The 14414-nt window shown below is 63.1% G+C and carries 18 protein-coding genes and 1 pseudogene; 5 read left to right on the forward strand and 14 right to left on the reverse strand.

What is annotated here, in order from left to right:
- Window positions 1-84 precede the first annotated feature (84 nt).
- On the forward strand, window positions 85-492 hold the full coding sequence (locus HMPREF3174_RS04975; protein ID WP_070448121.1) for a DUF4870 domain-containing protein: 408 nt from the start codon (window positions 85-87) through the stop codon (window positions 490-492).
- A 159-nt stretch (window positions 493-651) separates the two neighbouring features.
- Here HMPREF3174_RS04975 and def read toward each other — a convergent pair whose 3' ends face one another.
- The gene (def, locus tag HMPREF3174_RS04980; RefSeq protein ID WP_068538787.1) at window positions 652-1221 is read right to left on the reverse strand and encodes a peptide deformylase; all 570 of its coding nucleotides are present in this window, start codon (window positions 1219-1221) and stop codon (window positions 652-654) included.
- 394 nt (window positions 1222-1615) lie between these two features.
- Between def and mscL the strand changes: the two genes are divergently transcribed.
- Window positions 1616-1996, forward strand: a complete 381-nt coding sequence (mscL, locus tag HMPREF3174_RS04985) for a large conductance mechanosensitive channel protein MscL (RefSeq protein WP_062613682.1) — start codon at window positions 1616-1618, stop codon at window positions 1994-1996.
- A 90-nt stretch (window positions 1997-2086) separates the two neighbouring features.
- On the opposite strand, the gene HMPREF3174_RS04990 is transcribed toward mscL, so the two are convergent.
- The 8 genes from HMPREF3174_RS04990 to HMPREF3174_RS05025 all read right to left on the reverse strand — a co-directional run bounded on the left by HMPREF3174_RS04990 (window position 2087) and on the right by HMPREF3174_RS05025 (window position 8685).
- Complete coding sequence (locus HMPREF3174_RS04990; RefSeq protein WP_062613707.1) at window positions 2087-3550, reverse strand: purine-cytosine permease family protein; 1464 nt, start codon at window positions 3548-3550, stop codon at window positions 2087-2089.
- 73 nt (window positions 3551-3623) lie between these two features.
- Window positions 3624-4574: an ABC transporter substrate-binding protein gene (locus HMPREF3174_RS04995; RefSeq protein WP_062613683.1), complete on the reverse strand. Its 951-nt coding sequence runs from the start codon at window positions 4572-4574 to the stop codon at window positions 3624-3626.
- Between the two features lie 18 nt (window positions 4575-4592).
- Window positions 4593-5255, reverse strand: coding sequence for an ABC transporter permease (locus tag HMPREF3174_RS05000; RefSeq protein ID WP_068538785.1), 663 nt, complete (start codon window positions 5253-5255; stop codon window positions 4593-4595).
- Window positions 5239-5904, reverse strand: coding sequence for an ABC transporter permease (locus HMPREF3174_RS05005; protein WP_070448123.1), 666 nt, complete (start codon window positions 5902-5904; stop codon window positions 5239-5241). Before HMPREF3174_RS05005 ends, HMPREF3174_RS05000 begins: the two co-directional genes overlap by 17 nt.
- Window positions 5901-6698, reverse strand: a complete 798-nt coding sequence (locus HMPREF3174_RS05010; protein ID WP_062613686.1) for an ABC transporter ATP-binding protein — start codon at window positions 6696-6698, stop codon at window positions 5901-5903. The genes HMPREF3174_RS05005 and HMPREF3174_RS05010 overlap by 4 nt, the downstream gene beginning before the upstream one ends.
- Window positions 6695-7288, reverse strand: a complete 594-nt coding sequence (locus tag HMPREF3174_RS05015; RefSeq protein ID WP_068538784.1) for a nitroreductase family protein — start codon at window positions 7286-7288, stop codon at window positions 6695-6697. The genes HMPREF3174_RS05010 and HMPREF3174_RS05015 overlap by 4 nt, the downstream gene beginning before the upstream one ends.
- Window positions 7289-7372: 84 nt before the next feature.
- Window positions 7373-7831: a hypothetical protein gene (locus HMPREF3174_RS05020; protein WP_070448126.1), complete on the reverse strand. Its 459-nt coding sequence runs from the start codon at window positions 7829-7831 to the stop codon at window positions 7373-7375.
- A 386-nt stretch (window positions 7832-8217) separates the two neighbouring features.
- Complete coding sequence (locus HMPREF3174_RS05025) at window positions 8218-8685, reverse strand: GNAT family N-acetyltransferase (protein ID WP_070448134.1); 468 nt, start codon at window positions 8683-8685, stop codon at window positions 8218-8220.
- Between the two features lie 213 nt (window positions 8686-8898).
- On the opposite strand from HMPREF3174_RS05025, the gene HMPREF3174_RS05030 reads away from it, so the two are divergent.
- Window positions 8899-9096 (forward strand): hypothetical protein, encoded by a 198-nt coding sequence (locus tag HMPREF3174_RS05030; RefSeq protein WP_179853707.1) that lies wholly within the window; start codon window positions 8899-8901, stop codon window positions 9094-9096.
- A 175-nt stretch (window positions 9097-9271) separates the two neighbouring features.
- Here the strand turns inward: HMPREF3174_RS05030 and HMPREF3174_RS05035 are convergent, their stop codons facing one another.
- Together HMPREF3174_RS05035 and HMPREF3174_RS05040 are read right to left on the reverse strand one after the other, a co-directional pair.
- The gene (locus HMPREF3174_RS05035; protein ID WP_101923791.1) at window positions 9272-9571 is read right to left on the reverse strand and encodes a HigA family addiction module antitoxin; all 300 of its coding nucleotides are present in this window, start codon (window positions 9569-9571) and stop codon (window positions 9272-9274) included.
- 12 nt (window positions 9572-9583) lie between these two features.
- Window positions 9584-9865, reverse strand: a complete 282-nt coding sequence (locus HMPREF3174_RS05040; protein ID WP_062613690.1) for a type II toxin-antitoxin system RelE/ParE family toxin — start codon at window positions 9863-9865, stop codon at window positions 9584-9586.
- Between the two features lie 287 nt (window positions 9866-10152).
- Here HMPREF3174_RS05040 and HMPREF3174_RS05045 point away from each other — a divergent pair, with 287 nt between their 5' ends.
- Both HMPREF3174_RS05045 and HMPREF3174_RS05050 read left to right on the forward strand, forming a co-directional pair.
- Entirely contained in the window at window positions 10153-10512 is a 360-nt protein-coding gene (locus HMPREF3174_RS05045; RefSeq protein WP_034662574.1) for a Cd(II)/Pb(II)-sensing metalloregulatory transcriptional regulator CmtR, read from the forward strand.
- Window positions 10509-12401, forward strand: a complete 1893-nt coding sequence (locus tag HMPREF3174_RS05050) for a heavy metal translocating P-type ATPase (protein ID WP_070448128.1) — start codon at window positions 10509-10511, stop codon at window positions 12399-12401. Before HMPREF3174_RS05045 ends, HMPREF3174_RS05050 begins: the two co-directional genes overlap by 4 nt.
- Before the next feature lie 315 nt (window positions 12402-12716).
- Here HMPREF3174_RS05050 and HMPREF3174_RS05055 read toward each other — a convergent pair whose 3' ends face one another.
- The 3 genes and pseudogenes from HMPREF3174_RS05055 to HMPREF3174_RS09460 all read right to left on the reverse strand — a co-directional run.
- Window positions 12717-13253 (reverse strand): hypothetical protein, encoded by a 537-nt coding sequence (locus tag HMPREF3174_RS05055; RefSeq protein WP_148132171.1) that lies wholly within the window; start codon window positions 13251-13253, stop codon window positions 12717-12719.
- A 50-nt stretch (window positions 13254-13303) separates the two neighbouring features.
- A complete protein-coding gene (locus HMPREF3174_RS09015; RefSeq protein ID WP_082661182.1) occupies window positions 13304-13702 on the reverse strand; it encodes a glycosyltransferase family protein in 399 nt (132 codons plus the stop codon).
- Window positions 13695-14414 (reverse strand): annotated as a pseudogene (locus HMPREF3174_RS09460) (glycosyl transferase); the annotation flags it as partial. The pseudogene HMPREF3174_RS09460 and the gene HMPREF3174_RS09015, both read right to left, overlap by 8 nt.

Genomic DNA, 14414 nt, shown 5'->3' on the forward strand with positions numbered 1-14414 from the left:
CGCACATGACCGGGAAGTTGGCCCGCGGCGATATTGCGGGCCCTGGCACTATGCGCGCGGCCGCACATGTAGGAGAATGGAGGCATGACAGAATACGAGCCCTATCAGTACTCCAACCCGGACTACTCCGAATCCCCGGTCGATCCCACCGACCGCTCCTGGGCGATGATCGCCCACCTGTCGGCCATCATCGCGTGGGTGGTCTCCGCCGGTTGGGTCTCCTTCATTGGCCCGATTGTCATCTGGTTCCTCAAGAGCGACCGGCCGTACGTGCGCCGCGCGGCCGCCCAGTCCTTCAACTTCAACCTCGGCATGTGGGTGATGTCGATCGTCGGCTGGATCCTCATCATCACGCTCCTGCTCCTGCCCGTGGGCGTCATCCTCGTGATCGCCAGCTTCCTGCTCACCCTGTGGCACCACATCCGGGCCACGATCGCGGCGTCGAACAACCAGCCCTACCACTACCCGTACCAGATCAAGATTCTCAACTAGGCCGCTGGCGGAGGCCGTAGGTCCGGACATGACCTTGGCTTCGGTCGCCGGTAGCCCTTGGCACCCGCCACCCGCGACCCTACGCGGGACGATTTCGGCCGCATCTTCGTACATGTGAAGAAGCGGCCGAAATCGTCCCGTGAACGCCCGGGTCCGGGACTACTCCTCGGGCTCGTAGGGTGAACCCGGGCCCGGCATCCACTCGACGCCCGGCACGTTCCACTTCTCCGCCTTCATCACCTGCTGCACGCGTTTGGCGAGCTTACCCTGGAGGCGGTCTACGTAGATGCGGCCCTGCAGGTGGTCGTACTCGTGCTGGAGGATGCGGGCGAACCAGCCGCGCGCCTCGAGCTCGTACCACTCCCCCTTCTCGTTCTGCGCCCGAAGGAGCGCGTACGGCGAGCGCCGGATCGGGAAGGAGTAGCCGGGGAAGGATAGGCACCCTTCGGAGTCGGCGTACTTGTCGGGCTCGACGGTGTCGATCGGCTCGATGAGCAGCGTGGGATTGATGGCCACGCCGCGAGCGGGGCCGTCGTGCTCGTCGTAGACCCACACGAACATCGCCTTGTCCAGGCCGATCTGCGGGGCAGCGAGCCCCACCCCCGGGGCCTTGACGGTGGTTTCGTACATGTCCTCCACGAGCTGGGCGAGGTCGTCGTCGAACACGGTGACCGGTTCGGAGGCCTTGTGGAGCACGGGGGAACCATAAACGTGAATGGGATGAATCATGGGACTAGGTTACGCCATCCCCGCAGGCGCCCACTCATCCGCGACGCCTTTCTGACAGACGCCCGAGCAACTTGCCGTCGCCGATGTCACAGAAGCGTCGCCAACGCACGGGCTCCGGCGCGAAAGCCGGGCATCCGGAGGCGGCAACACCGGGGCGGAGGGATGAAGCCTCACCGCCCGAAGCAACGGCGTGACCTCCGTAGCATCGGCGGCAACACCGGCAGACCGACCCGCCACAGTTATTGGAATTATTCCCATGTGAATTCACTGACAGAACTGTAAAACATTCCAATGCCGTGGTGGTTATAGTTACGATGGTCACGACAGCAAGGGTGCCTGCAGTGCACCCTTTGCATATGCTGGCCCCCTTCTCACACACGTTAGAAGGAACATCATGCTTAAGGGCTTCAAGGATTTCATCTCGCGCGGTAACGTGCTCGACCTCGCAGTCGGCGTCATCATCGCTGGCGCTTTCTCCGCCATCGTCACCGCTCTCAACGAGCAGATCCTCATGCCGCTCATCGCCGCGATCTTCGGCAAGCCGAACTTTGACCACATCTGGACCATCAAAATCAACGGTGCCACCATCCTCCCCGGCACCCTCATCACCGCCACGGTGAACTTCCTCATCGTGGCCGCCGCGATCTACTTCTTCGTCATCGTGCCGATCAACAAGCTGAAGGCACCCGAGGCACCGGCCGAGGAGACCCCGGTCAAGACCGACGAGGCCGTGCTTCTCGAAGAGATCCGCGATCTCCTCGCCCGCCAGAACTAAGACGTCGACGCCGGAACTCATCCCGGCTGGCACAAGGGGGCGGCTGTCCGATCGGGCAGCCGCCCCCTTTCGCATGTGCCGAACCGGGCCTTACCCCTCTTGGGTGCGGACCTTGCCCCGGCTAAGGCCGAGGTAGCCGAAGAACCCGAGCAGGAGGGAGGCGATCACGCCGATGTTGCCGTACGCCCACACCGAATCCCGGCCGCCGACCAGGCCGAGCAGGTAGCCCTGCCAGTTGTTCCAAGCTGCATCCTCGGCGAACCCGTTGACCACGAGCCCCCAGCCGATCACGCACGCCACCACCATGAGGCCGAGCGAGGCCCAGTTGTAGGCGCCGTAACGGCCGGCGGGGTCGAAGAGGGCAGCTTCATCGTAGTCACGCTTGCGCAGGATGATGTCGGCCATCATGATGCCGGCCCAAGCGGCGAGCGGCACGCCCAGGGTAATGAGGAAGGACTGGAAGGGCCCGATGAAGTTGGGTGAGAAGAACACCACGAACACGGTGCCGAGGGTGAGGATGACGCCGTCGATGAGAGCGGCGAGCGGCCTGGGGATGTGGATGCCGAGCGTGAGCAGGGTCAGGCCGGAGGAGTAGATGCCGTTGATCGCGCCGGAGAGCAGGGTGAGGATCGCGGTGATAAGGAACGGGATGAGGAACCAGGTGGGCAACACGCTGGCGAGCGCGCCGATCGGGTCGTTGCTGACGTTGACGGCAGCCTCGGGGTTGGACCCGGCGAAGAGCAGACCGAAGGTGATGAGCACGACTGGGCCGAGCGAGGCCCCGAAGGTGTTCCAGAAGATGATCTTGCCGCCGCTGGCGTCGCGCGACTGGTAGCGCGACCAGTCAGCGGCAATGTTGATCCAGCCCAGCCCGGTGCCGGTCATGACCATGGTCATCGCGCCGATCATTTGCGCCGGCGAGCCGCTGGGGATCTGCATGACGGCGCCAAAGTCGATGTGCGGGATGACGAGGAAAATGTAGACCATCGTGGTCAGCCCGGTGAGCCAGGTGAGCACGGACTGGACCTTCATGATGATGTGGTATCCGGCCACGGCGCCAAGCACAATGAGGACGGCGACGACGACGGACGCCCCCACCCGCACGCCCACCGAACCTTCTTCGGCCCAGCCGAGCCGGGTGAAGATGGTGGAGGTGGCGAGCACGGCGGTGATCGCGAGCATGGTCTCCCAGCCGATGGAGGTCAGCCATGACACGACGCCGGGGGCCTTCGCGCCCTTCACCCCGAAGGCGGAGCGGGACATGACCATGGTGGGCACGGATCCTCGCTTGCCGCCGATGGCGATGATGCCGCAGAAGATGAAGGAGAGGATGACTCCAATGGTGGTGATCGCGGTGGCCTGCCAAAAGGAGATCCCGAAGTCGAAGATCCACGCGCCGTATGACATGCCAAACACGGAGACGTTGGAGGCGAACCACGGCATGAAGAGGTTGTGCGGTTTGGCGGTGCGCTCGGATTCCTTCACAATTTCGATGCCGACGACCTCAATCCCGAGGCCCTTCGTGTCGAGCGAGGCTGTGTCTTGTTGCGTCATATCAAACTCCATTCACAGGTTCTAGCGTGGATACCTGCGCCTCGTTTCTACCTCAGGTGCGGATCGGACGCAATCAATCTGTGGATTCCCAACCGTTTTGAGACAACCAGTCACGTGCGATGACCGATGCCATCTCTTCGCCTTCCACGGAGCGGACATTCATGTCGATGAGGGCCTCGGGCGTGAGGCGGGCCTGGATGGCGTTGATGACGCGGGCGGCGTCGGGGTCGAGCCGGGTGGAGGCGAGAGGCACGACGTGCGAGGCGAGGAACATGCCTTGCGGGTCGCTCAGTACCACGAGGTCGTTGATCTGGATCGCGGGGCTCGCGGAGAAGACGTTGGCGAGCTCGATCTGCCCGTCGAGCAGGGCCTTGACGGTGAGCGGGCCGCCCTTGTCTTCTATGGGGGTGAAGCCGACGTCGACCCCGTAATGCTTCTTTAGCCCCTTCGGCCCGTTGGGCCGGTTCTCGAACTCGGAGTTGGAGCCGACCGTGAGCGGCCCATCGTAGCTCGCAAGATCGGCGAGCGAGGTGATGCCGGTCTTCTCGGAAAATGTGCGCGAAACCACGTAGGAATCCTGGTCGGTGGCGCCAGCCTGGTCCAGGATCTGCAGGCCATGTGGCACGCGCTCGGTGAGCTCGGCGTAGATCCCCTCGGCGTCGGTCACCGTGTTGTTGGGGTTCCAGTACTGCAGCAACGGGCCGGAGTACTCGGGGAACAGGTCAATGCTCCCGCTCTCGACCTCGCCCAGGTACACCTCCCGCGCCCCGATCTTGAACTCGCGGGCCACGGTGAAACCGGCATTTTCGAGCGCCTGGGCGTAGACCTCGGCGATGATCTCGTTCGAATAATAGTCGGCCGACCCGATGACGATCGCGTCCCCCGGCCCGTCTCCTCCCCCAAGTGCCTCGGCTCCCCCACACCCGGCGAGGGTGAGCGCTAGCGCGACAACGCCTGCGCCCCTCCGTCCCCACGCGCGGCTTCCTGCCTTCCCGGCGCGGCCGGCGTCCTTGCGATGGTACATCAGTATTCCTCCCTGGTCCTAGGCGATCCCGACCCTACGCTCGGCGCGCTTGACGGCGAATCCCACCCCGAGGTCGAGGATGAGCGCGAGCACGATGACTACGATCGCGGCGCCCAGCACCTCCTCGTAGCGGCGGGTGGCCAGCCCGGAGAAGATGAAGCGGCCGAGGCCGGCGTCGGCGACGTAGGCGGCGAGCGTGGCGGTGGCGACCACCTGGACGATCGCCGAGCGGACACCACCCATGATGATCGGTGCGGCGAGCGGAAGTTCGACGTCGCGCACCACCTGCCAGCCCGACATACCGAGCGCGTGAGCTGCCCGCACTGTCATCGGGTCGACGTTCGCAACCCCCGAATACGCGCCAGCGAGCAACGGCGGGATAGCGAGGACCACGAGCACGATCGTGGGCGCGGCCAGCCCGATGCCCAGCATGAGCCCGAGCAACGTGAGCAAGCCGAGGGTGGGGATGGCGCGCGCGGAGCCGGCGATCGCGGCCACGACGTTTTGCCCGCGACGCGTGTGCCCAATGGCGACGCCCGCGGGAAGGGCGAGCGCGGCTGCAATCAGCACGACGACGGCCGCCAGGCCCACATGCTGGCCGAGGCGGTGCAGGATACCGGACGGCCCGGCCCAGGAGGCGGGGTCGGCGAGCCAGGCCAGCGAATCAAATAGCAGATCCACGCGCCACCTCCTTCGCACGAATCCTGGTCCACGGGAAGATCACGCGCCCGCCGAGCACGGTCGCCGCGTCGAGCGCGAGCGCCAGTGCTACGGTCAGCACCAGGCCCGTCAACACCTCGGGGATGATCCCGCGCTGGAAACCGTCGGTGAAGAGCGTGCCCAGACTCTGGCTGCCCACCACCGCGCCCACCGTCACCAGGCTGACCGTGTTCACGACAACGACGCGCAGCCCTGCCACGATCACCGGCCCGGCGAGCGGGAGCTCGACCGCCCAGAACCGCTGCCAGGTCGAATAGCCCATCGCGATGCAGGCGCGCATCGTGTCAGCGGGGACGGCGGCGAAGGCGTCCGCCACCGTGCGCACGAGCAACGCCACCGCATACACGCTGAGCACGATCACCACCGTGAGCGAGGAGCGAATCGGCGCGCCCGTGATGACGGGGATGATGATGAACATGGGCAGGGACGGGATCGCATACAGGATGCCGATGAGGGCGACGATCGCCTCCCGGCCCAGGCGCCACCGGTTCGCCGCCCAGCCCACCGGCACCGAAATCACCAGGCTGAGCGCGAGCGCGGCCACCGCCAGCCACAGGTGGACGAGCGTCAGGTGCCCGATCCACGAAAGATTGGCCGAAATCCAGCTCATTCCAGGGTCCCTAGCAGGCGCCCGGTGCCGTCGCGGACCAGCCGCCCGTCGTCGTCGAGACACAGCCGCCGCGAGCCGTCGGTGATGCCGATGAAGGAGGCCACGAAGTCGGATGCGGGGTTAGTGAGCAGCTCGGCGGGCGCCCCACGCTGGGCGATGGAGCCGCCGTGAAGGATGACGACGTCGTCGGCAAGCGCGAGCGCCTCGTCGATGTCGTGCGTGACGAACAGGATCGTCTTGCCCAGCTCGCGTTGCAACCGGCGCACCTCCCCCTGCAGCTCGCGCCGCACGATCGGGTCGACCGCGCTGAAGGGCTCGTCCATGAGGAGGACGCTCGGGTCAGAAGCGAGGGCGCGGGCCACGCCCACGCGCTGGCGCTGCCCGCCCGAGAGCTGGGCCGGGTAGCGCCGGGCCAGGCTCGCGTCCAGGCCCATAATCTCCATGAGCTCCATCCCACGACGCCGCGCGTCGGCCTTGGTCGTGCCGTTCAAGAGCGGGACTACGCATATGTTGTCAAGGATCGTGCGATGCGGGAGCAGGCCGCCGGACTGCATGACGTAGCCAATCGAGCGGCGAAGCTTGACGGGATTGACGCCGGCCACGTCTTCGCCGTCGATGAGGATGCGGCCGGCGGTGGGCTCGATCATGCGGTTGACCATGCCCAACAGCGTGGTCTTGCCCGATCCCGAGGAGCCGACCAGCACCGTGGTCGAGCGGGCGGGAACGGTGAAGCTGACGTCGTTCACCGCTCGGGTATCGCCGTAGGTTTTGGTGACGGAGTCGAATTCAATCATGAGGTAAACCGGCCCTCGCGGGGCATGCGCCCGATGAACCGGATCGGGTCGAGGGGCGGGCGGTTGGATTCGCCGAGGCGCTGGCGGTGCGCGGAATCGATGTCGCCCACGTACAGCCAGCCCATGAGCAGCTCGCTATCGGCCAGACCGTGCGCCTCGCGCACCTGTTGCGCGTTCGCGAACGTGCCCGTGCGCCACATGACACCCCAGCCTGCCTGCCACAGTGCGAGCTCAAGCAGGTGGCCGACCCCGGCCGCCGTGGCGTGCTGCTCCCAGGTGGGCACCTTTTCATGCTCGACCGGACTGGCCACCAGCGCGATGAGCAGTTCGGCGCGGAACGGCTTGGGGTTGACCTCGCCCGACTCGCGCTCGATCCCCTGCGCCGCGTCAAGCGCGCGGGCCAGCGTCAGTCGGTCCTCCCCGCGCAGGAGGATGAGCCGCCACGGGCGCAACGCCTTGTGGTCGGCCACGTGCGTGACCGCCGCGAGCAACGTGGCGATCTCCTCGTCCGACGGCGTGTTCGGCCCAACCTTCGACACAGAGCGGCGGTGGGCGATCGCGTCCAAGACAGGATCATCGAGGAACTTCATGGCGAACTCCAAAGGTAGACACGTCTGGCGAGTCTACGTAGTGGCTGGTGGGTACCAGTAGGCGCATTAGCTGGCGGCGAAAACTCAGCCGACCGGCCGGCACTTGGCCGCACCTGCGAGCAAGATCTCGAGGTCCGCTTCGTCCGGGGTTGCCTGCGGGTCGTTGATGATCGCGTTGAGAGCATCGGCCGACAGCTTGTCATACGCGTAGTCGGCCACGCACTGCACCGACTCCTCGATCTGCGCCTGCACCTCGGGGTCATCCGCGCCACCCTGCTCCTCAAGCGCGGCGGTCGCGCCCGCGAGCAGCAGCTGCTCGAACTCGTCCTTCGAGGCCTTCGGATTGCCCTGCGAATCAACCTCAGGGGTGGCGGCCGCCGTGGGCTCCTCGGTCTCCGTTTCCTCCTCGGTCGGCTCCGACGTGACCTCGGTGCTCTGCTCCACCTTCGGGCTCGCCGATTCGGTCTCCACGGTCTCCGGCTCGCTGTTTCCGCACGCGGCCAGGCCGAGCACCAGGGCGCATGTGAGTGCAATCTTCTTCATCTTTCCTCCATCGGCGGGTGGTCTCATACAACCACACCCGCCCCCACGGTTGCATCCGCCCGGATTTCGCTTGCCGCTGATCGCCGGCGGCATTGTCGCCTTGCCGGGGTCGCGACAGGACCGGCGACGCGGACGCGCGGGCGTGAGTCGCGGGTCGGATCGGTCCTCATCTGCACATATACAGCTCTTCGCAGTCAAGGGCGTTCGGTTAGGGCTCGCCGCGCCTGGCGCCGATAATTCGCGCCGCCGGCGAAATCTCTGCCCGGTACCGGATACGCCCGTCACAACTCGTGAACCTGAAGACGACCTAGCACCTATAGCAATCGGTAGCCGGTATATTCACCAGTTCTGTCGGTCGGGACCCGGAACAAGCCACGCGGCGTGGCCTAGAGCGGCTTGACCATGATCAGACAAGGCGAGTCCTCGCCCCACAGATCCGTCTCCTCGAGCGCAAGGAAGCCGAACTTCTCGTAGAAGTGGCGCGTTCGGGCGTAGCCGGCATCGGCGTGGGAAGCACCGAGCGTTTTGACCTCGAGGAGGCGGACGCCACAGCCAATCGCGTCGGCCTCGATGGCCGCCAGCATCGCCGTCCCAACGCCGGTACCATGCACCTCCCGGTCGACGGCCAAGAGGTGGATCTCCGCGACATGGGGGAAATGACGATCGACGAGCGTGATGCCCACGACCCGCCCCGCTAAGTCGCGGACGGACCAAGTCTCCTTCGAGCGAGCCGCCGCGATGTACTCGGCATTGGCCGCCTCTATCCCGAACCATTCGGGGACGGTGGCGAGAATCCGGGCGACGTCTTCGGGAAGGGGCTGATCACGCGTGGCGAGCCAAGGAACACTACTCATGGTCACCAGTTAACACCCCATGGGTGGGCCCCTGCTAGAACCGACTCTTCTGGCACTCCACGGGCGGCGGTTAGGCGGCGTCAGACCCGAACTAGCGCGGGAAGCGCCGACAAAGATCAGGACCCTGTAGCTTTTCGTTCGCATTTTGGCCCTTTTTGGGCTCAGAGTCCTGACGTTTGACGGGCTGCGAGCCTGCCCGCGCCCACCAAGCACATGGCCATGGCCCCGGAGCGCCACACCATGATCCACTTCGAAGACGAGGTGAAAGCCCGCGCCATGGACTTCGGCAAGATGTTCGCCCGCCAACCCTGGGCCGAACCATTCGACTACGAGCTGCGCGGCATGTTCATCGAGTACCAGCTTGAGACGAAGAAAAACGTGACGAGCTTCTGGATGCCAAAGGAGCAGTAAAGCCTGGGCCGTCCGCCAAACCGAGGCTGACACACCACGTTAGAGGAGCTCGTGACGACGGCGGCGACTCACCCCGCGCTTGCACTCCTCCAACTGGAACACTTGTTGCAGTAATTGTTCCAGTACTTTCCAGTTCTTTCCCGTTAGTCCCTCGGCAGCCATACAGACATGGTCGTTATGTCCCGCGGGTGATGGGCGTGATCTTATCCAACTCGTCCGCGAGCGCATCCATCTCGATCTCCAAATCGTAATGCGACTGCAGATTGATCCAGAACTGTGCACTCATTCCGAAATACCGTCCCAGGCGCAAGGCCGTATCGGCAGTAATGCGCCGCTTGCCGTGAACAATCTCGTTGATCCGGCGCGGAGGAACCCCGATCTCCACGGCTAGCTTGTTCTGTGTGATCCCCATCGGCCCAATGAACTCTTCCAAGAGGACTTCACCGGGCGAGATCGGCGAAATCTTCTTCCCCATCATTCACCCCTCCTAGTGATAATCGACGATCTCCAGTTCACTCGGACCCATGAAAGTCCAAACGAAGCAGATTTGCCACTGATTGTTGATTCTTATGCTGAACTGGCCAGCCCGGTCCCCCTTGAGGGCCTCGAGCCGATTTCCGGGCGGAATCTTCAATTCGTTGAGATCCACCACCGAATCGAGTAAGCGCAGTTTTTGCAGCGCTTGCCGGTTCAACCGGAAATCGAGCCACCTTACCGGCTGTCGCAGGTAGAGCGCCTCGGTATCCCGGTCAGCGAAAGAAATGATCACAAGCCAAGCGCATAACGCTCCGCGTTAATAACGCCAGTCGTTATATGCAGGAGCTACGGCCCCAGGCGGATCTACACGTTGAACATAAACTCCACGGTATGTAGTTGCAAAGTTACTTTCTCGAGAACCTCGCCGCCCACGTCGCTCCCGCGTTGGGCGGCAGCCGAACCACAAAGGATCAGTCATCTGCTATCCCATCGACTAATTCTTGCAGGTCGCAGGACCTTCGCGTAACTGTCAGTTCAGCGCATTTTGAATAGTTCAGCACACGATGTATTGTTAAGCACATGCTGACCATTGCTTCACGCCTCGACGTCATGAACCGGCTCGGCCGGGCCATGGCGGATCCGACGCGCTCCAGAATCCTGATGACACTACTCGACGGCCCGAGCTACCCGGCCGTGCTTTCGCGCGACCTGGACCTGACCCGCTCGAACGTCTCGAACCACCTGACCTGCCTGCGCGACTGCGGCATCGTCGTCGCCGAGCCGGAGGGCCGCAAGACACGCTACGAAATCGCCGATCCGCACCTCGCGGCAGCGCTCAACGCGCTGGTGAACGCGACGTTGGCTGTCGACGAAAACGCCCCGTGCATCGACCCTGAATGCTCGGTGCCCGGCTGCGGCGAGAAGGGAGCGGACGCATGAGCTCGGCGTGTGGATGCGCACACGAACCCGCCAAAGAGATCGAAGAACTCGATCGGCCATGGTGGAAGGACCCCGAGTTGCTACTGCCGATCTTCTCCGGCGTAGCCCTCGGCATAGGCCTGGCGCTGGACTGGTCCGGGATAGAGACACCCGCGACAGTACTGTTCTGGGTCGGCCTGCTGCTAGGGGCGTATACGTTCGCGCCCGGCGCGATCCGAAACCTTGTCACGAAGCGCAAGCTCGGCATTGGTTTGCTGATGACGATCAGCGCGGTCGGCGCGGTAATCCTCGGTTACGTCGGAGAGGCCGCGGCGCTAGCGTTCCTGTACTCGATCGCCGAGGCGCTGGAAGACAAGGCAATGGACCGGGCACAGGGCGGACTGCGGGCACTGTTGAAGTTGGTACCTCAGACCGCGACGGTGCTGCGCGACGGCACGTCGGTCAAGGTCGCAGCGAAGGACCTCGTGGCTGGCGAACTGATGCTCGTGCGCCCCGGAGAGCGGATCGCCACGGACGGCATCATTCGGTCTGGACGTTCCAGCCTTGACACCTCAGCGATCACCGGAGAATCCATTCCGGAGGAGGTTGCACCCGGCGACGAGGCGCCCGCGGGTGCGATCAACTCCGCCGGTGTGCTGGAAGTAGAGACGACCGCAGCTGGAACGGACAACTCGCTGACCACACTCGTCGACCTCGTCGAGCAGGCGCAGGCGGAGAAGGGTGACCGCGCCCGGATCGCCGACCGAATTGCCCAACCCCTAGTGCCCGGGGTGATGATCCTGGCGGTGCTGGTCGGCGTGATCGGCTCGCTGCTGGGTGACCCAGAGACTTGGATCACCCGTGCGCTGGTGGTCCTGGTCGCAGCGTCGCCGTGCGCGCTGGCAATCTCCGTGCCGCTGACGGTCGTGGCCGCGATCGGCGCGGCCAGCCAGTTCGGCGTGGTCATCAAGTCCGGCGCGGCGTTCGAGCGACTCGGCGGCATCCGTCACCTAGCGGTGGACAAGACCGGAACCCTTACCCGCAACCAGCCCGAGGTTAACGGAGTGGTCCCGGCAGAGGGATTCGATCGGGCTCAGGTGCTTGCTTTCGCTGCGGCAGTTGAGCAGCAATCGACGCACCCCCTCGCCGCGGCGATCGCGGCAGCGGAGCCCGAAGCACCCGCCGCCCTGGACATCAGCGAGGAAGCCGGACATGGCATCGGCGGCACCGTCGAAGGCCGACGCCTGCTGGTCGGCAGCCCCCGGTGGATCGACGCCGGGCCACTGAAGGGAGACGTTGAGCGCATGGAATCCGAAGGCCAGACCTGCGTCCTGGTCACCGTCGATGACACCCTCGCCGGAGCGATCGGCGTCCGCGACGAGCTGCGGCCCGAGGTGCCCGAAGCCGTGCAGACCCTGCGCGCCAACGATGTGGAAGTGAGCATGCTCACCGGCGACAACAATCGTACCGCCCGGGCGCTGGCTGAAATCGCCGGAATCGACGACGTGCGCGCCGAGCTGCGCCCGGAGGACAAGGCAAGCATCGTAGCCGAACTCTCCTCCAAGACGCCGACGGCGATGATCGGCGACGGCATCAACGACGCGCCGGCACTGGCGGGCGCAACGGTGGGCATTGCGATGGGAGCAACCGGCTCTGACGCCGCGATCGAGTCCGCTGACGTCGCCTTCACTGGCCACGACCTCCGGCTGATCCCGCAGGCGCTGCAGCACGCCCGCCGAGGCAGCAGGATCATCAACCAAAACATCGTGCTGTCTCTGGCTATCATTATCGTGTTGATGCCACTGGCGATCAGCGGTGTGCTGGGCCTGGCCGCCGTCGTGTTGGTTCACGAAGTCGCCGAAGTCATCGTGATCTTGAACGGCCTGCGGGCTGCACGAGCGAAACGCTGAGGCTGTGACCGGCAAGTCTTATAAGAGTTAAACCACGCGCCGAGCGCACACACGTTGGACCAGGCGAGTCATTCGAGTTCACCACCTGGTCTTTCTCGATGCGTGCAGGCACGGGAACTGTGGGTGAACCTAATAGTTCAACGGCCCGATACCGCTTGCAGATTCTGCACTCGAGGTAGCGGAATGAACCGAGGCCGAACGAAAACCGGAGATAGAGACAGCGCTCTTCAACCTACCCCCCCCAATAACGCGAAACGTCATTAACGCTCCGCGTTACACGTTAAATTTGAACTCCACCGTGTTAACCCCTATAAATTAATCTGCCAGCAGCGACGAAGCCAATTTTGCGAAGGCTCTAACTGCACCGGCACTGTCAATCTTGTCTAATTGGGCTGCAGATACCAGTTGAGGATCTGTAAGAGCTGCTTTGACCTGCTCATAATCGTTGGCAAGGACGATTAGGGAGCGATCGTGCATGAAGTTAGAGAACCGGATTTGATGAACGTCGATGTGTTCGCCCAGTTCTGGGTCGCGTGGAACGATCACCGGCTGGAAACCGCGCCGTAGCCATTCCATCATTAGGGAAGGTCCGCCTGGTAAAACCACACCTTTAAGTTTCCCGGCGAGGGCAGCCATTTCTTGGTGGCTGAGATTCTCGCGCCCGGTCGCTTCCTTCGGAGGTCGAGAAGTTCCATATTGCACCAGAACCGAAGCGTCCGGATTTTCGCGAGCAAAACGATCCGCCATCTGGATTAAACGGTCAAAAGACATATGGTGGGTGCCCACCATGAACAGGTAGTCGGCTTGCAGTTCGCGCTTACTGTTTTCGCTCATACTGGTGGTTTCACTCATAGTAGCGGTCCGATCACCGTGGCACGCGGATAAAGTTTCAGCTGTTCAGGCTATTGCACTGCGAAGCGATCTGCCAGGCGGTAACAGATTCTACCTGATAGAGAGGGGATCTCTATCCGATCGAAAACCTCAATATAGATAGTGGGAATCTTCATTAGACGCGCTAGGGCAATGAAAACCGTCCCCAAAGAGGCACCTGCAGACACCACTAATTCGGGGCGAGCCGAACGTAAAAGCTTCCAAGCTAAATGCAGCGAACGGAATACGTCACGTAAGTTGCGGTCAGGCGAATGCTCTGCCCACACGACCTTTTGATCGGCTAGCAGCGAGGTGGCATCGGGAGTTTTAAAAGTGACCCATAGGGTTTGCTGCTGCTCCCACCAGGGTTTAAGAGTATATAGCTGGGCTAAATGTCCCCCGGATGAACCCGCAAAAAGCACTTTAGCCATGTCGCTTATCCACTTTCACCCGGGCAGCATTTTCACATGCCGCAACTAGTTTCGCGGTTTCCGGGTCTGCGGAAAATATCTCTTCATTAGGACGCGGACCAGATAGCACCCCGTCGGCCACCCCTTTTACTCCCAGGCGCAACATTTTTTTCTTGTGCTCACTGACCTGCCACATTCTAAACCAGCGCACCAACATGGAACCTCCGTAAAGGATCCGATCCATGGTGAGCAGTCCTCGTGAACGCAATAGGAACCAAATTTTATTGCGAGTCTCGTAATAAAAGCGATCCCCAGGATCATCAGTAGCGGAGGCGGCCGCGCGGGTTTTGTGCACCACCACCGAGGCAGGTACGTACAATCCAATCCGGTTTTTCAGTAACCGGGCGGTATATTCCAGGTCGTCGTTCCAGATAAAGTAATCCGCAATCGGCAGTCCAATCTTGCGCACCTGTGCCACCTCTACCAGTATTGATACGAAGGAGGCAGCGCGCACTTGACGCAGTCCTAGACGTCGGGCGATTTGTTTGCGGTCGGGTGATATTAGCGGCCTTTCCCGATGGGCATTCATGGGATGCTCGCTACCGTCGATCCACTGTGCCTGTGACGCCAGCAGCGCTGGGGAACCAGGATAACGCTGACCGGCCTCGAGCAGCTGCGCTAACGCATCTGGTGTAGGAATGGTTGGGGTTACCCTGTGTTTGTTGACACTTGA

The organism is Trueperella sp. HMSC08H06 (assembly GCF_001808465.1).
In the GTDB taxonomy this organism is placed as follows: Bacteria; Actinomycetota; Actinomycetes; order Actinomycetales; family Actinomycetaceae; genus Trueperella; species Trueperella bernardiae.